Here is a 15,856-nt window from a genome sequence, read left to right on the forward strand (position 1 = left end):
ACTATTTTAACTTCTCCTGCAGGATTTTATTAACAATATCAGGGCTGGCTTGTCCCTTCGAAGCTTTCATCACAGCACCGACAAAGAATCCAAACAAATTCTTTTTCTTACCTGACTTATGGTCGTCTACCGCTTGGGCGTTTGCAGTAAGGACCTCGTCGATTATTTTTTCAATAGCTGCCGTGTCAGTTATTTGCACTAAGCCTTTTTCTTTAACGATATCTTCAGGATCTTTTCCGGAGTTCCACATTTCTTGAAAAACTGCTTTTGCAATTTTTCCGGAAATTGTTCCGGAATCAATCATCCCAATCATTTTACCAAGCTGTGTCGGTGTAATTGGTGAGTTTTCAATTTGCACGTTTGCCGTATTAAGTTCGCGCATCAACTCTGACATGATCCAATTTGAAGATGCCTTATAATTTTTCGAAACCCTTGCTGTCTCTTCGTAATAATCGGCAATGGACTTTTCAGTCGTTAGAACTTGCGAGTCATATTCCGGGAGTCCGTGTTCTTGTTGAAATCTTTGGGCGCGGGCTATCGGCAGCTCGGGAAGTTCCTTGCGCAATTTTTCAATCCATTCATCAGTTACGATCAGCGGCAACAAATCAGGATCTGGAAAATACCTGTAATCCTGAGCGTCTTCTTTAGATCGCATCGCGAAGGTGCGATTTTTATCAGGATCCCACAGTCTGGTTTCTTGAAGGATTTTTCCCCCGCGCTCAATTTCATCGATCTGTCTTTCGATTTCGTATTCGATAGCTTTTTCAACGAAGCGGAATGAATTTACGTTTTTAATTTCAACTTTAGTGCCAAGTTCTTTGGAGCCTTCCTTACGAACCGACACGTTGCAATCACAGCGCATGGAGCCTTCTTCTAAATTCCCGTCGCAGACATCAAGATAACGTACAATTTGACGAATCGTACGACCATATTCTGCAGCCTCCGACGGCGATCTTAAATCGGGGCCTGTTACAACCTCTAACAAAGGAATCCCTGCGCGATTTAAGTTAATCAACGTATAGGAACCACTATGATTCGATTTTCCGGCGTCTTCTTCTAAATGCGCTCGCGAGATAGTCACAGTTTTATCCACACCATTTACTTTGAAAGTAATCTGACCATTTTCACAAAGGGGCTTTTCGAATTGAGAAATTTGATAACCCTTAGGCATATCGGGATAAAAATAATTTTTTCTGGCGAATACGGATTTTCTGCGAATATTGCACCCTAATGCCAAGCCCGTTTTTATTCCAAACTCAATGGCTTTTTTATTTACCACCGGCAAAGTTCCCGGCATGCCTGCGCTGACTGGAGATACATTTTCATTGTCAGCTGCCTCAAATGTCGTTGCATCTGCACAAAATATTTTACTATTCGTGCGGAGTTGAACGTGAATTTCGATACCAATGACGGGCTCATAACCTCTATATGACATGGGGCTTTTGACCTTTCATTAAGGACGAAGCCTCTAGCGCAGCCGCGACATTTAGCATCCTCTGTTCATCAAAATGATTGGCTGTTACTTGAATGCCTATAGGAAGACCTGACTTAGATAAACTATAGGGAACACTCATTCCCGGCAATCCCGCAAGATTCGTCGACGTCGTAAATATATCATTCATGTACATTGCTAAAGGATCAGAAATCAGTTCGCCGATTTTGAAAGCAGGTGCCGTCGTAACCGGGGACAAAATCACATCGCATTTTTTAAATGCTGCCAGATATTGCTCAGTCAACAGTCGCCGAACCTGACCGGCTTTATTGTAGTAAGCATCATAGTACCCACTTGATAAACAGTAAGTTCCCAACATGATTCTGCGCTTTACTTCAGAGCCAAAGCCCTCGCCACGGGTTTTCCCATAGAAATCCTCAAGCTCCACACCAGAGAGGCTTGCAAATTCCGCTCGGTAGCCATAGCGAATTCCATCGTAACGAGCAAGATTTGATGAAGCTTCACTGGTCGCGATAAGGTAATAAATAGGAACCGCAAACTCGGTCATTGAAACTGATACTTCAACAATTTCAGCACCTAGGGTTTTGAGAGCTTCCAATGAATCGTTAAAAGTTTTTTCTGTGTCTGCATCAAGTCCACCTTTTAGGTACTCCTTGATGACCCCAACTTTGAATCCCTTAACATCCTGGGATAGATTCTTTGACCACTGCGGAACAGTCTTTTGAGATGACGTGGAATCCATTGGGTCATGTCCCGAAATGACTTCAAGTGTGAGGGCTGCATCCTTGACTGTACTGACCATCGGGCCCGCCTGATCTAGTGAAGATGCAAACGCAATGATGCCATAACGACTCACACGACCGTAAGTCGGCTTAACACCGACGATTCCACAAAAACTTGCTGGCTGACGAATAGAACCACCAGTATCAGTACCAATAGTACCAACTACTAAGCGAGCGGCTTGGGCTGCAGCGGACCCCCCTGAAGAACCCCCGGGCACGCGAGAGGTATCCCAAGGATTTTTCACCGAGCCATGATAAGAAGTTTCATTCGATGACCCCATGGCAAATTCGTCTTGATTTAACTTACCCATAATGGTCGCGCCGTTTTTCTTTAAACGCGCAACAACTGTCGCATCATATGGCGGAACGAAATTGCTAAGAATCTTAGAGCCCGCAGTCGTTGTCAGATTTTTTGTACAAAGCATTTCTTTAATGCCAAATGGAACGCCCGCAAGCAACCCCACATCTTCGCCCTTAGCGATTCTGTCGTCTAAAGCTTCTGCCTGTTTTAATGAATCAGGATTTATGGACGTGAACGAATTCAATTGTTTATCTAGTGAACCAATTCTTTTTTGAAAATGATCTGCCACTTCCTTAGCGCTGATCTTTTTAGTTTTTACAGCTTCAGAGATGTCACTGATAGAGGCGAAAGTTAACTCCACAAAAATTCTCCTAAACCACTGGTGGAACTTTGAATAAGTTGCCTGCACGTTCAGGGGCATTCGCAACCATGTCTTGGGGTTTGTATTCTTGAACGACCTGGTCCTCGCGCCAATAAGCTTCGATTTCTGTGGGCGTAATCATAGGTTCAATTCCCGTGGTGTCGATGTTTTCTATTTTATTGAAATTTTGAAGAATCTTTTCCATCTGCTGACTGAACTCGTTCGCTTCGGCTTCGGTGATTTGCAGACGTGCAAGCTTGGCGATATGTTCGATCGTTTTCTTATCAATCACGACGATCTCCTTTTGGAGCTATTCCAGCAGAGAGAATATGCAAGAATCCCGTGTCAGTCACCAGTGAAACGATGAACTCTGGACCATGATTTACTGGCGAGCCGCGACAACCGGATGCAAACAGATGCTTCAACATAGAGGCTCTGCTAAAGTTCCCAACATGTCTAAGAAACGTCACGAAGAGCTTAAGAAAATTATCGCTGAACATGATCACAACTACTATGTTATGGATCGTCCTTCGATCACTGATTACGAGTACGATCAGCTATTCGATGAACTTCTGAAAATTGAAAAGGCGGAAAAGGGCTTGGATTTGTCAGATTCCCCAAGTCAACGTGTGGGCGGCAAGGTCTTAGACAGTTTTTCTAAAGTTCCCCACCGTATTCCTATGTTGTCGCTAGCAAATAGTTATTCACCTGAAGATATTTTTGAATTTGATGAACGTATCAAGAAATTTTTGAGTTCTGACAAAGATGTTGAGTACTTCTGCGAGCTGAAATTTGATGGTCTTTCCATGGAAATCATCTATGAAAACGGGCAGCTGGTGCGTGCACTGACCCGCGGAGATGGAACTGTTGGCGAAGATGTCACTGAAAACATCAAAACCATTAAAAGCATTCCACTAAAGCTCAAAAAGGCTCCAGAGATCCTTGAGGTTCGTGGTGAGGTTTTAATTTTTAAAAAGGACTTTGCTGAGCTTAACGAGTCACAACAGGAAAGCGGTCAACCGACATTTGCCAACCCAAGGAATGCTGCTGCGGGATCCATGCGACAGCTTGATTCAAAAATCGCAGCTGCTAGACCTTTAAAATTTTTCGGTTATGCGTTGGGAATGGTTGAGGGTAAAGAATTCAGTTCCCAAGAAGGCATTCAACAGTATTTTGCAGAGCAAGGAATTCCCACCGCCATCAAATCTAATCCAGATCTGGTTCGTTTGTGTAAAGGTCCCGATGCGGTGGTTGAATACTATCACCACATTGAAAAAATACGTTCATCCCTGCCATTTGATATCGATGGCGTCGTGATTAAAGTGAATTCTATAAGACAGCAAGATGATTTGGGTTTGGTGGCAAGAAGTCCGCGATGGGCAACGGCCGCTAAGTTCAAACCAGAGCAAGCAACCACAGTGATTGAAAATATCGCGATTCAAGTGGGTCGCACAGGGGCGCTTACGCCAGTTGCGATCATGAAGCCCGTGAAAGTTGGCGGCGTAACAGTTACTAATTCTACACTTCATAACCAAGATGAAATTGATCGCAAAGATGTACGCATCGGCGACACCGTAATCATTCAGCGTGCGGGTGATGTAATCCCTGAAGTGGTCGCAGTAGTCTTAGAAAAACGTCCTAAGAACAGCAAGCCGTTCATGATTCCAAATGAATGTCCTGCCTGTGGATCTCCAGCTCATAAAGTAGAGGGAGAAGTAGTAACCCGTTGTACGAATCCTTTATGTATCGCAATGGTAAAAGAGTCCTTAAAGCACTTCGTTGGTCGTCGTGCCATGAATCTTGATAAGATCGGTGATCGCCTTATTGAAACTTTGGTTGATAATAAGATGCTGACGTCTTTTTCCGATTTTTATCGTCTGACCAAGGAGGATATTTTATCGCTGGAACGCCAAGGCGATAAATCAGCGGAGAATATCATCAAGAGTATTGAGAACAGTAAAAAGCCTACTCTTGCACGTTTCATCTTTGCACTGGGGATTCGTTTTGTTGGCGAACAAACAGCAAAGCTATTGGCCGATCACTTTGTAAATATCGAAAGCTTTTTAAAAGCTCCAGAGGAGGAACTTTTACAAGTTCCAGAGATTGGACCCAAGGTTGCAACTTCAATCCGGGAATGGACTTCCAATAAAAAATTAGTCAAAGAAGTTCATGAAATGTTGAAGCTTGGTGTGGAAATCACAAATCCTGTTCGCGCCACCGAAGGCGCATTGTCAGGAATGAGTTTTCTAATCACTGGTACATTGCCGGTGAAGCGAGATGATGCCAAAGACGTTATTGAAAAAAACGGTGGTAAAATCTTAAGTTCGGTTTCTTCGAAGCTTAGCTATCTGGTTGTTGGCGATGATCCAGGTTCAAAAGTCGACAAGGCACAAACATTAGGTGTGAAAATCATCTCTTGGGAAGACCTTCAAAAGATGCTCTAACCAAAAATAAAAACCCACAGTTTTCACCGTGGGTTTTCCTTTATCGATTCTAATTTATAAAATTAGATATGGTCGATAACGATATCGCGAGCCATAACTGTTTTACGGCCGTCTGCTTTTGCAGACTCTACGCCTTTAAGGCAAAGTTGCTCGATAGCTTTGCTGAGAACGTCGATAGTTTCAGCAGAAGTATTCATGCCACCTTTTTCTTTGATAAGTTTTTTCACTTTGCTAGTTACAACAAGTACTTCTGCCATGATGACTCTCCATCCTTAGTTAAAAATTGAACAGTAAAAGGTTTGCATAAGGGACCTATAATTGACAATGGGAAATCTTTTTTGCGGCGCAATAATGCTAAGCGCTTAAGCGCCGCGGTTAGATCCCAACATTACTTCGGAGGTTCCGTCCACAAACTTACAGAGTTCTGCTTGGCGAGAATTATGTTCACCTGGAGAAATCCACACGAAAGTTTTCTGATCCAGGGGTTTTGTGCACTCAACATCCAAGAATGCTGGTGACCAGCATCCACTGTTCAGATGTTCCACTGAACCTATGATTTCATGTCTGGTGTGATGAGTATGCCCGTACACAATACGTTTAACTTTGGTGATCGCGCTAGACATTGCAAGAACCCGATCATCCGGCTCCTTATAGCTGGAAACCAAAGATGTGACCGATTTGCTGTAAAACAAAAAGAAAGGCAGCAGCATAAAAAGTGGAATAAACGCCCAAAAGAAAGAAATCTCGTACACCGACCGAACAAACACCATCAACTCAAAGATCAAAAAGAACGCGATGAAAACAATAAAGGCGCGATCAAGCCACAACTCGCGGGCCAATAACATTGGCTCACTGGCTGCCGGTGCGACAAAAAGTTCCTTTAGCTCTCGAACCATGCGTGGTTCTGCATTGGCTTTTTCAGCAATAACTTGGATTCGGTCCTCAATTTTTAAGGGGTTACGAATCGGTGCTGACAGGCGGTCAAAGAAGGAATGAATTAACGTGGCAACAGAACCCCAGAACCAAGTGAATACCAATCCTGGTTGAGCGCGCCATATGTACTTAAAGAAAAACAAAATGTATTCCTTTAAAGTCATAATGTAATTGCTGTCCACGTGAGGATTAAAAAATCCCATTCCGTTTGAAATATAGCGACAAGCCAAGTTGCCGAATGGAAGCTTTAAAGCGATGTAATTATAACCACGGACAAAGGGATTTACCGGGTCTTCACACATGCAATACGGATCATACTGATTACCGTGCTCGATCAGAGTGTCCTGATTGCTGATGTAAAACCATTCGACAAAGCGGACTTCTTCACGTTTATCATCCGGTAAGTTTAGATGCTTCATGATTTCGTCTTGTACTTCAAGAAAGTGTAATTCGAGATCATGATTACCGATAACAAAGACCGCACGATTCCCGCGAACGATAAAGTCACGTAAAGATCTTACGAATGGCATATGATCGCGCAGAATCACTTCGATCTTGTGACGAGAACGCTCCGCGCGTGGGTAAAGGCCGCGATGCTTTTCAAGCCAGCTTACACGGAAGACAGGTTCTTCCGGCATGTTCAACACGCTGTCGAAATCAAAGATGTCGCCGTTCAAAACTAGTTCAACGGGGTTTCCTTGAGCGCGCTCCTCGATATGTCTCAGAAATGTTTCAAAAACATCATCATAGAAAAACTGACGAGTCTTAAACTTTTTCCATAGAGGGAAGCGCAAATTAACCGGCTCTGCCTCAGTTAGATGCAGGTCGCTTATGATCGCTGTATATTGCGCTGATTTAAAATCAGACTTTGGATGCGCAAAAAAAGAAGTGGGCAAAACTCCCTCCTAATACTACTATCTGCCAGATGAACCAATTTATCAAGAACCTGAAGACACCAATCGCTATTGTTGGAATGGGAAAAAGCGGTGACTCCGCTAAACGCTTGCTTATCGCATGCGGGGTAAGCGCTGATAAGATTTTAACTTTCGATGGAAAATTAGAATCCGCAAACTTCAGGGATTCAAATAAACTCATGTCTGAGGGAAAACCCCAGACTCTGGTCGTCTCTCCAGGTGTACCACTGTCTTCGGCTTGGATCAAAGAAGCCAAAAGCCACGGCGTCTTTATCACAAGTGAAATTAGTTTGGCGTGTTCATGCCTAAGTACTGAAAAGTTAATTGGCGTCACTGGTTCAGTCGGAAAAAGTACAACAGTATCCTTGCTTCAAGCCGGTCTAGAAGCTTTTTCTAAAACGGGTTTTGTCGGTGGCAACCTTGGAATTCCATTTGCAACTTACGCCGCTGATGTCCTCGAAAAAAAACGTCCCGTTGCCGACTGGGTGGTGCTGGAACTTTCCAGCTACCAACTTGAAAACTGCGAGGGACTGAAGCTTGATTATTCAGCGATCACATATTTCACATCGAATCATCTGGAGCGTTACGACAGTATCGAGCACTACTACCAGACCAAGTGGAATATCTTGGGGATAACTAAGAACAAGATGCTGGTTAATTCCGAGGGCGGTGATTTGGTTGAGTACTCTAAAGCGAAACAAAATGCGCAAGTAAAAGTGATTTCTAAAAAAGATTCTGATCTTCAATCCTATCAGCTTGAAAAGGCACAACTGATTGGACAACACAACCAAGACAACATGGCTCTGGCGACGGCACTGACAATTGAAGCAGGATGGCCTGCCATTGCCATCGAAGGCATGAAGAATTTTAAAGGGCTTAGTCATCGCTTAGAAAATCTTGGCGAGGTAAAAGGCGTGCGTTTTATCAACGACAGCAAAGCAACTGCCTTAGACAGTGTGATGATCGCAGCAACAGCCGCAGCAGACACTCTGAGCGCGGGTGGAGTTTTATACTTACTTTTGGGTGGCAGAGACAAGAATCTGCCTTGGGAACAGCTTGCTTCTTTAAAGGATATGAAAAACACCGTGTTTGTTTTCTTTGGCGAGTGTCGCGAGGTGGCGCAAACTAAATCTGCTCTTCAAGGTAATAGCTACGCTCGCTTAGAAGAAGCGATTGGATATATCTTTGGAAAAGTAAAGGCCGCTGACACAGTCTTATTAAGTCCCGGTGGAACAAGCCTTGATGAATTTAAATCATTTGAAGACCGTGGAGATTTCTTTAAAAGAAAAGTCTCAGAGTTTTCTACTCTCTAAAATTTAGAACTGACAACGAGTTCGGGTCCACAGGAACTACTCGTGAATACACTTTGCGGGTGCGGCTGCCAGTAACTACAACTTCGTGTGTGTCTTGAGGAACGTTATACAGGATAAATCCGCCCCCCGCAGCACCTTTGCGGTTTTGCAAAACGCGTCCTTGCATATCAAAATACACAATGTCTTGCGGATTAAAGTTATCGTAAGCCGCCAAGAAAACTTCAAAATCCTCATCAGGTACGAAACCAACGATAAATCCCGTCGATGGTGTATCGTTGATTCTTAGGAAAGTTTTGATCGCACGCAACCACTCCCAACGAACCAACGGGACGTGTACGAATTCATCATTATCATTGTAAACGTAACGGGCAGGGATGTAATCCGTCCCTTCAGGGTGAACTCTCATTAAACCAAAGCGATTTAAGTGCGGCAGACTAATAGTTGCGCTGCCCGCTTCAACCTGAAGTTCTTCTGCCAAAGATTGCATCGTAACATCTGACTTTACTGGTTCGCCATTGAAAGCATCAAAAATTCTTAAAGGAACTGATTCTGTTTTCATTGTTGCTTCAAGATCTCCCTGAGCAACCGCGCCTTCTTCCGTCACAACGTTCACATATCCAAAAATGGAGTTTGACCTTGTTGCCAACAAGGAATGGAATCCCGTTGGTACGTGAACAAACGCATACATTCCGTTGTCGCTTGTTTTAGTTAGTTTTGGATCGGGCATCATGAACTGATTAAAATATATCGGTTTCAGATCTGGAGCCGTCTCAACCATCACGTCTATACCCGCTACGGTTTTTCCATCGAGCATGACTTTACCCCAGATCAACGAAGGCGCTTCGTCAAAAGATTCATTTCTGTCTTGAGCAATGATGTCTAGCAATGCTTTAACCATCGATTCCGGATACAATGTTGAACGTGACTCTTTACCTGAGACGATAAGGTTGGTCGTTTCTAAGTGCTTTGGAGCGGCCGCCCTCATCACAGTTGAGGAACCTCGGGTGACATTTTCCATCGAGGCGATGCCTTCTTTGTTAACCTTGACGTCACTGACACCTTTAACAAACGTCACGCGCGTCTGAGCAGGGGCCGTATCATTCGCATTTGAGTTATAAGCGCTTAGCACGGCGACAGAATAATCGGGGTGAGGCTCAACTTTGATTTTAGGACCTGTTAGATAGTTTTGCGTGCCACCAATAATACGGTTCAGACGGAAACTTCCTTCTCCCAAAGTTTTACCATCTTTATTTACCAAACGGGCAACAACCGTTCCTGTGGTTTGTTCAACATCGATGTTGTAGGTGCCTTTGACCAAGTCAACGCGACCTAGTTCTTTTAACACGCCTTCGTCGTTTCGACGAACTTCAATGTGATGTTCGTTTGTAATAGCTAAGCCGCCAGTAATTTCAATCGGACCTACAATACGGCGAACACCAGTGGCTGCATTTTTATCTTGAGCTTCGCCCGTGCTCGAATTATTTCCAGTGAACGAGTATCCCGCGTCTGCAGAGGCCGCAGAATACCCTGATACATTTTCATCAGAAGCTGTTGACCGTTGGACAGCAGGACGTGCGACTGTCTCTCCGCGAGTTCCATTGACGAATACTGCTTTACCCGCATTCGCCTGTAAAACTTCACCACGAGAATTGATCACACCATTTTTTTCAAGTGTATCTGCCGCCATTTCGCCCCAAGAGGAACCTTTCCAATCTTGGTTTAAAACCTCGTTACGAACCTGCGCTTCTTGCAGGCGATTTTTTTGCGCGTTCGTGAGTTGAGACATCCAGGAATCATCAGAACTATAACCCACTCCCATAGGACCTGTATCACTGCTAGTTGCAGTGGCAACATTTTGAACTTGTTTTTGAATGGTCATTTCAGCGAGAACGACCTGCTTCGCGAAAAGTGCCGGGGACTTTTTTTCGACCCCCAGTGCGACAGGAGCGATCGATTGAAAGTGCTGCCATTCACTAAAATTCGATGTTGGACGGATTGTTTCTTCGAATGCCACGTGCGGAGGAGAACTTTTCTGCGCGCGGATTGTAAGGCCTTCATATATAGGAATGTACTTCAAGCCACCTGTATGGCTTGACCATGCAAAGCATCCCGCTAGCATTGCAAACGGTAGTAACCGTTTAAGTTGCATTCCTTGCAACGTACTCCCCTTGGTTGAGTAATCAACCCCTGGCATTACCAGAGTAGATTGCCAAATTGGCTATTCTTTTATGGTATTTAGAAGCTGCGGAAGTCGTCAATCACGTTACGAGAGTCCCGACTTTGGTTAAGAGCTTTTTTCAGCTTGTCCGCTAGCACAGCGGATTTGTGGTCGTCGTGATCAACAAGCTCCCACGTTCCATCTGAATCGCGGGCTTCAATGATGACATCCACTGAGATGTCATAGGGGCGACGATCACCCAGTACAATAAGGTGACTGTAATATCTTTCCTTAGCCATATCCATACTTTGGATAGGGTTGCCTTTGCGATCATAGTACTTGGAAAAGAGTTCGCGACCATTTTCGCTGACGTCGCGAACTTCCCCAACGACTGACACAATTACCTTACGCGTTTCGCTGATGTTTAATGGTGTATCACGCAACATCACGCCGGTTGTTTGGCAACCAGCAAGCACGACTGAAACGAATAAGGCGATCAGCAGATTTGATTTCATTATTTCTTTTGGACCTTGTTCCAGTCATCCATGAACAACTTAATACCTTTGTCCGTAAGTGGATGATGAGTCATACCTTGCATAACTTTGAATGGAATAGTCGCGATATCGGCTCCCATTTCCGCTGCAAATTGTAGATGCATTGGAGAACGAACGCTTGCTACCAAAACTTCCGTAGCAAAATCATAGTTTTGGTAAATTTGGATAACCTGATTAACCATCGACATACCGTCAGTTCCAATATCGTCCAAACGACCTACGAACGGAGATACCATGGATGCGCCAGCTTTAGCTGCAAGCAAAGCTTGAAGTGGAGAAAACACCAACGTGACGTTAGTCTTGATGCCCTCAGCAGTGAATTTCTTAACGGCGATCATGCCATCTTCGGTCATTGGAACCTTAACCACAACGTTGTCAGCCAATTTTGCAAGCTCGCGACCTTCACGAACCATTTCCTCGTGCTGAAGGCTGATAACTTCAGCTGAAACTGGACCCGAGATTTCTTTGCAGATTTCTTTGATCACTGTGTGAAAATCACGACCGGATTTTGCGATCAATGATGGATTCGTAGTTACGCCATCCACCCAACCACGTAGGTTAGCTTGCTTAATTTCTTCAATATCCGCTGTATCAATGAAAAACTTCATGGAATCTCCCCATTTAAGGTCTAATAATCGCCCCTAAATTTGTACGTTGGCGGGGATCAAAAATCAATAAGGCTTTTACCTTGCTTATAGAACTCCGCATCCCTCACAGTGCGAGCGGATTTTGAAATTTCACTGAGGGTTTTTTGATAAATTGGATGCTCATATTGACCCCAGGCTTCTGCGGCACAGCGAATAATAAGAGGGTCGGTATGCATTTGCGGATAGGGTAGCGTCAGGCGAGGTGACATTAGAATCATATCATCATAAGCCAAAAGGATCATCTCCACCTGACTTCTCTGCACAAGTCCCGAAGACCCTTCGTCACACAAAGACAAAACTAAATGCAGGTGCTGCTCAACGCTCATCATAGTTTCAAAACGAATTACAAACTCAATGCGAGCACTCAAATCATTGCGAGCGTCGCTAGTGTAGCGTTTGTATATAGAAGAAACATTTATGATGTCTCCACATTCAGAAACTTTCTCTAAAAGTTGGCGAGCTTTTTGTTCACCACCCATTAAATCTAAAGTCACAGAAATCAGAGAGTTATGAAGGGAACTAGACATTTCTATTTCCCAAACAAAACGTCGCGAATTTGATAAAGCCCTGGTTTTTTCTGTTTGGACAACCACTCAGCTGCGCGAACGGCACCTTTGGCAAACACCGAGCGATTCAATGCGGAATGTTCAAAAGTAATAACTTCTTCATCACTCATGGCATGAACCTTATGGATACCAAAAATACCTCCACCACGAATTGCTAGTGGCTCTGGACATTTTTTGCCGACAGCTTTCTCTAGATTTTCTTGCAAGGTGATTGCGGTACCAGATGGCTTGTCTTTTTTGCGAATATGATGGAACTCTTCGATTTGATAATCAAAATTTGCGATTGAAGAAAATACTTTCAGTGCCTCGTTCAAAACCGCGACACCCATACTCATATTTGAAGCCCACAAAACCGGAATTTCTTTGCTGGATTTTTCTAACAAAGTTTTTTCTTTTTTTGAAAACCCCGTTGTGCCGCAAACAACAGGCGTCTTGTGGCGAACAGCGATCTTTAGAACTTCTGGCAGTGCTTCTGGGGATGAAAAATCAATCCAGACATCCACTTTTTCTGCCATCTTGTGATCAACCTTTTTGTCGCGCCCTAAAGCGTAAAAAACATCAAGGTTCGCGCTTGCATTGATGACTTCGATGATCTCACGACCCATGCGGCCGTTACCACCAACCAATCCTACTTTCAGCTTCTTCACGCAAGCACTCCCATTTTTTTCATTTCCATCTTTAACTTTTCAGTATTTTCTGGACTCAACTCCACCAGCGGTAAACGCATTTCTGCGGATTCAATAAGACCCATCAACTGAACTGCTTTTTTTACGGGAATTGGATTTGCTTCCACAAACAACAAATCAATCAAGGGCATATGTTTTTGAATATCCGTTTTTGCCTTGTCTAGGTGACCATCTCGCACCCATTTTTTCCACTGAACCATCTGCTTAGGAATTACGTGGGAAGCAACTGAAATAACACCGTGACCACCGCAGTTTAAGAAATCCACGTAAGTACCATCATCACCAGAGAGCATCACGAAGTCTTTGCCGCAGGCTTTGATAATTTGTTCTGCGGCGTCGATTTTCCCAGATGCCTCTTTGATGCCGACAACTCCAGATACCTTTGCAAGATCGGCGACAGTTTCTGTTGCAAGAGAAGTAATGGTTCTGCCGGGAACGTTATATAATATCGTGGGGATTTTTACGGATTCAGCAACAGCTTTAAAGTGAGCATAAAGTCCCCGTTGCGGAGGTTTATTATAGTATGGAACCACAACAAGGATTGCATCAGCCCCTAAAGCTTCCGCCTTTTTTGAATCGTCAATTGTTTTAGCGGTATCGTTGGAACCCGTGCCCATGATCAATGGGACCGAAGCACCAACAACTTTACGAACGTGTTTAAAAAGCTCTTGTTTCTCAGTATCTGTTAACGTCGGACTTTCCGCCGTGGTTCCATTGATCACGAAACCATCAACACCATTTTCTAATTGATGTTTTAAAAGCTTATCCACGGAAGAGTAATCAATTTTTCCATTTTTAAACGGAGTTAATAATGCCGTAATGGTGCCTTTAAAATTCTTCATGTCACGACCTCAAGATTGTATTGGAAGTCGCCAACAAAAACCGCATCGCCGACAAGCAAGGGTTTTAGATCATTCTCAAAGAAGTGGACTTCCATCACTCCCCCGGGCATTTGAACTTCAATTTCATTTAAATGATTCTCAAGCGAGCTTACCAACGCCGAAGCAACAGCTCCCGTGCCGCAGGCCAAAGTATAATCTTCAACTCCACGTTCGAAAGTCACCGCTTTAATTTTTCCGACATGGTCTTCAGCGTAAAATGTAACATTTGCGCCCGCTGGTTTAAGATCGACATGCGATCTCATTTCTCGTGCAAGATCTTTAAGGTTTACTGAATCCACAAAGGCGTGAATTTTTTGAACAAGGTGAGGAACACCTGTATTCACCAGAACAAATTTTTCCTTGGAACTTGATTTCGTTTCAAGCTCGATTGGGTTTTGAACCACGCGCGCTTCCGGCATTTTTACGCGAATTTTTCCGTTCCCTAAAATCTGTGCGGTGACCAAGCCCGCACCTGTTTTAAAACGAATGTTTGCGTGAGTTTTATCGCCAATATGCTCATAGCAATATCTGGCAGCACAGCGGGCCGCATTGCCACACATCTCAGCCGTTGAACCGTCGGAGTTATAAAAATCCCAATTAAAATCAAAACCTTCGGTGCCATCTTCAATGACAATGAATCCATCGGTTGCAATTCCAAGAACACGGTCGCAGATAAGCTGTGCAATTTCTGGTCGTGATTTACCCAGGGTCTTTTCCACATCCTTCCAGTTAGCAACACCACGCCCGTCAATGAATGCAAAGGTATTTCCTGCACCCGACATTTTCGTGATTTTTACTGGAAGTAGGGGAGTCATTACTCGCCCCCAGAGGAATTTTGAGATTCTTCGTCTTGAATTAGTGGTCGTGTTTTTTGTTTAGACTTACGAGTCGTATCCGAATACGTCGGCTCCCCTCGTCCCAATGGTGGAGGCGTGAGTGGCGGAAGTGGTGCTCCCTTTACGCCACAGCCGGCAATAAATACGCCGGCTAAAAATAGCAGTGTGGATTTAGTCAGAGTTTCCATTCATCCCCTTTGTTTCACCTTCGACCTCAGCGGTGTGGCGGCAAAGCATGGGATCTATCATATACTGTCTATACTGGCTCGCTGAAATGTTTTTGCATGTCATCACATATTTCTGAGCCTGTTCGACATTGCTCTTTTTCAATGCTTGAGAGATCTTCCAGCTCCAATAGTGAGCTTCGGGATATTTAGCGTCCAATTTAGTCAAATTCTGAGAAATTTCTGAAGCCTTTGTCAAATTCTTCAACTTCAGTTGGTGCTCGATCGTTAAGACCATCCAATATTTTTGATAAGGTGACTTTTTAGCATCAACAGCTTCGGGGTTTTTCGCAAATTCAACCCACTGTCCTGCGCAGCTCTGGGCTTGAGCATTTGCAAGCTTCACTTCATCGTCAAAGGGGATCAGTTTTAAAGACTTCACCAGGTTTTCTTGCGCATTTGAACAATCACCTTTGGCTATCTGTAACCGCGCCATTTCTGTCCCGATTGTCTGATTGTCTGGTTCAATTCTTTGAGCTTCAGATAGTTTTGAGACTGCTTGGTTAATATCTGTTTTCTTAAGCGAAAGAGTTGTTTCATAAAGCTGTTGTGCTTTGTCGCTAAAAAAAACATGGGCCACATCTACTGCCGCTTTTTTTAATTCCACCTGCGCATTTGGACGAGATTCACGCGCGATCGCTGCACTTAGGATGTTCAAAGCTTGTTGACGATCCTTTTGCAAACTAAGGTTGTATGCTTTTTCAATAATGTCTTTATAGGTCTCGGCTTTGGACTGAGAAAAGGCAGGGGCTGGTAATAAAAAAGCCGCTCCTAGAGCGGCTTTTAAGAAGATGGACTTCATG

17 protein-coding genes are annotated in these 15,856 nt (G+C 43.9%); 2 read left to right on the top strand and 15 right to left on the bottom strand.

Annotation, left to right across the window (positions count from 1 at the left end; genetic code table 11):
* Position 1 precedes the first annotated feature (1 nt).
* From gatB to B9G69_RS07915, 4 genes are read right to left on the bottom strand one after another with little or no spacing between them, the layout of a single operon-like run.
* Complete coding sequence (gene gatB / locus B9G69_RS07900) at positions 2-1,435, bottom strand: Asp-tRNA(Asn)/Glu-tRNA(Gln) amidotransferase subunit GatB (RefSeq protein ID WP_088616064.1); 1,434 nt, start codon at positions 1,433-1,435, stop codon at positions 2-4.
* A complete protein-coding gene (gatA, locus tag B9G69_RS07905; RefSeq protein ID WP_088616063.1) occupies positions 1,425-2,897 on the bottom strand; it encodes an Asp-tRNA(Asn)/Glu-tRNA(Gln) amidotransferase subunit GatA in 1,473 nt (490 codons plus the stop codon). The genes gatB and gatA overlap by 11 nt, the downstream gene beginning before the upstream one ends.
* Positions 2,898-2,907: 10 nt before the next feature.
* Entirely contained in the window at positions 2,908-3,189 is a 282-nt protein-coding gene (gatC, locus tag B9G69_RS07910; RefSeq protein ID WP_088616062.1) for an Asp-tRNA(Asn)/Glu-tRNA(Gln) amidotransferase subunit GatC, read from the bottom strand.
* Positions 3,182-3,325 (bottom strand): hypothetical protein, encoded by a 144-nt coding sequence (locus B9G69_RS07915; protein ID WP_176400970.1) that lies wholly within the window; start codon positions 3,323-3,325, stop codon positions 3,182-3,184. The genes gatC and B9G69_RS07915 overlap by 8 nt, the downstream gene beginning before the upstream one ends.
* Positions 3,326-3,349: 24 nt before the next feature.
* Here B9G69_RS07915 and ligA point away from each other — a divergent pair, with 24 nt between their 5' ends.
* Complete coding sequence (gene ligA / locus B9G69_RS07920) at positions 3,350-5,341, top strand: NAD-dependent DNA ligase LigA (RefSeq protein WP_088616061.1); 1,992 nt, start codon at positions 3,350-3,352, stop codon at positions 5,339-5,341.
* 62 nt (positions 5,342-5,403) lie between these two features.
* On the opposite strand, the gene B9G69_RS07925 is transcribed toward ligA, so the two are convergent.
* Together B9G69_RS07925 and B9G69_RS07930 are read right to left on the bottom strand one after the other, a co-directional pair.
* The gene (locus tag B9G69_RS07925) at positions 5,404-5,598 is read right to left on the bottom strand and encodes a histone-like protein (RefSeq protein ID WP_088616060.1); all 195 of its coding nucleotides are present in this window, start codon (positions 5,596-5,598) and stop codon (positions 5,404-5,406) included.
* Between the two features lie 105 nt (positions 5,599-5,703).
* Positions 5,704-7,170 carry a metallophosphoesterase gene (locus B9G69_RS07930; RefSeq protein WP_088616059.1) on the bottom strand — a complete coding sequence of 489 codons (1,467 nt, stop codon included), beginning with the start codon at positions 7,168-7,170 and terminating at the stop codon, positions 5,704-5,706.
* Between the two features lie 29 nt (positions 7,171-7,199).
* Between B9G69_RS07930 and murD the strand changes: the two genes are divergently transcribed.
* Positions 7,200-8,501 (top strand): UDP-N-acetylmuramoyl-L-alanine--D-glutamate ligase, encoded by a 1,302-nt coding sequence (gene murD, locus B9G69_RS07935; protein WP_265438024.1) that lies wholly within the window; start codon positions 7,200-7,202, stop codon positions 8,499-8,501.
* Here murD and B9G69_RS07940 read toward each other — a convergent pair.
* From B9G69_RS07940 to B9G69_RS07980, 9 genes are all read right to left on the bottom strand, one after another.
* The gene (locus B9G69_RS07940) at positions 8,491-10,650 is read right to left on the bottom strand and encodes a hypothetical protein (RefSeq protein ID WP_254916932.1); all 2,160 of its coding nucleotides are present in this window, start codon (positions 10,648-10,650) and stop codon (positions 8,491-8,493) included. The two genes, murD and B9G69_RS07940, sit on opposite strands and share 11 nt — an antisense overlap.
* Before the next feature lie 86 nt (positions 10,651-10,736).
* Complete coding sequence (locus B9G69_RS07945; RefSeq protein ID WP_254916931.1) at positions 10,737-11,174, bottom strand: hypothetical protein; 438 nt, start codon at positions 11,172-11,174, stop codon at positions 10,737-10,739.
* Positions 11,174-11,821, bottom strand: coding sequence for a fructose-6-phosphate aldolase (fsa, locus tag B9G69_RS07950; protein WP_088616056.1), 648 nt, complete (start codon positions 11,819-11,821; stop codon positions 11,174-11,176). The genes B9G69_RS07945 and fsa overlap by 1 nt, the downstream gene beginning before the upstream one ends.
* 56 nt (positions 11,822-11,877) lie before the next feature.
* Positions 11,878-12,387: a hypothetical protein gene (locus tag B9G69_RS07955; protein ID WP_088616055.1), complete on the bottom strand. Its 510-nt coding sequence runs from the start codon at positions 12,385-12,387 to the stop codon at positions 11,878-11,880.
* A 2-nt stretch (positions 12,388-12,389) separates the two neighbouring features.
* On the bottom strand, positions 12,390-13,073 hold the full coding sequence (locus B9G69_RS07960) for a 4-hydroxy-tetrahydrodipicolinate reductase (RefSeq protein WP_088616054.1): 684 nt from the start codon (positions 13,071-13,073) through the stop codon (positions 12,390-12,392).
* Positions 13,070-13,954, bottom strand: coding sequence for a 4-hydroxy-tetrahydrodipicolinate synthase (gene dapA, locus B9G69_RS07965; RefSeq protein WP_088616053.1), 885 nt, complete (start codon positions 13,952-13,954; stop codon positions 13,070-13,072). The genes B9G69_RS07960 and dapA overlap by 4 nt, the downstream gene beginning before the upstream one ends.
* Positions 13,951-14,808, bottom strand: a complete 858-nt coding sequence (gene dapF / locus B9G69_RS07970) for a diaminopimelate epimerase (RefSeq protein WP_088616052.1) — start codon at positions 14,806-14,808, stop codon at positions 13,951-13,953. Before dapF ends, dapA begins: the two co-directional genes overlap by 4 nt.
* Positions 14,808-15,017, bottom strand: coding sequence for a hypothetical protein (locus B9G69_RS07975; protein WP_088616051.1), 210 nt, complete (start codon positions 15,015-15,017; stop codon positions 14,808-14,810). The genes dapF and B9G69_RS07975 overlap by 1 nt, the downstream gene beginning before the upstream one ends.
* The gene (locus B9G69_RS07980; protein WP_088616050.1) at positions 15,001-15,855 is read right to left on the bottom strand and encodes a hypothetical protein; all 855 of its coding nucleotides are present in this window, start codon (positions 15,853-15,855) and stop codon (positions 15,001-15,003) included. The genes B9G69_RS07975 and B9G69_RS07980 overlap by 17 nt, the downstream gene beginning before the upstream one ends.
* Position 15,856 lies beyond the last annotated feature (1 nt).

The sequence above is a fragment of the Bdellovibrio sp. SKB1291214 genome (assembly GCF_002209355.2).
GTDB lineage: Bacteria > Bdellovibrionota > Bdellovibrionia > Bdellovibrionales > Bdellovibrionaceae > Bdellovibrio.

Bases quoted from the DNA above. Each gene is read 5' to 3' on its own strand.
- B9G69_RS07980 (WP_088616050.1), bottom strand. From the start codon at position 15,855: ATGAAGTCCATCTTCTTAAAAGCCGCTCTAGGAGCGGCTTTTTTATTA.
- B9G69_RS07945 (WP_254916931.1), bottom strand. From the start codon at position 11,174: ATGAAATCAAATCTGCTGATCGCCTTATTCGTTTCAGTCGTGCTTGCT.
- B9G69_RS07915 (WP_176400970.1), bottom strand. From the start codon at position 3,325: ATGTTGAAGCATCTGTTTGCATCCGGTTGTCGCGGCTCGCCAGTAAAT.
- B9G69_RS07955 (WP_088616055.1), bottom strand. From the start codon at position 12,387: ATGTCTAGTTCCCTTCATAACTCTCTGATTTCTGTGACTTTAGATTTA.
- ligA (WP_088616061.1), top strand. From the start codon at position 3,350: ATGTCTAAGAAACGTCACGAAGAGCTTAAGAAAATTATCGCTGAACAT.
- dapA (WP_088616053.1), bottom strand. From the start codon at position 13,954: ATGAAGAATTTTAAAGGCACCATTACGGCATTATTAACTCCGTTTAAA.
- B9G69_RS07940 (WP_254916932.1), bottom strand. From the start codon at position 10,650: ATGCAACTTAAACGGTTACTACCGTTTGCAATGCTAGCGGGATGCTTT.
- B9G69_RS07975 (WP_088616051.1), bottom strand. From the start codon at position 15,017: ATGGAAACTCTGACTAAATCCACACTGCTATTTTTAGCCGGCGTATTT.
- fsa (WP_088616056.1), bottom strand. From the start codon at position 11,821: ATGAAGTTTTTCATTGATACAGCGGATATTGAAGAAATTAAGCAAGCT.
- dapF (WP_088616052.1), bottom strand. From the start codon at position 14,808: ATGACTCCCCTACTTCCAGTAAAAATCACGAAAATGTCGGGTGCAGGA.
- gatB (WP_088616064.1), bottom strand. From the start codon at position 1,435: ATGTCATATAGAGGTTATGAGCCCGTCATTGGTATCGAAATTCACGTT.
- murD (WP_265438024.1), top strand. From the start codon at position 7,200: ATGAACCAATTTATCAAGAACCTGAAGACACCAATCGCTATTGTTGGA.
- B9G69_RS07925 (WP_088616060.1), bottom strand. From the start codon at position 5,598: ATGGCAGAAGTACTTGTTGTAACTAGCAAAGTGAAAAAACTTATCAAA.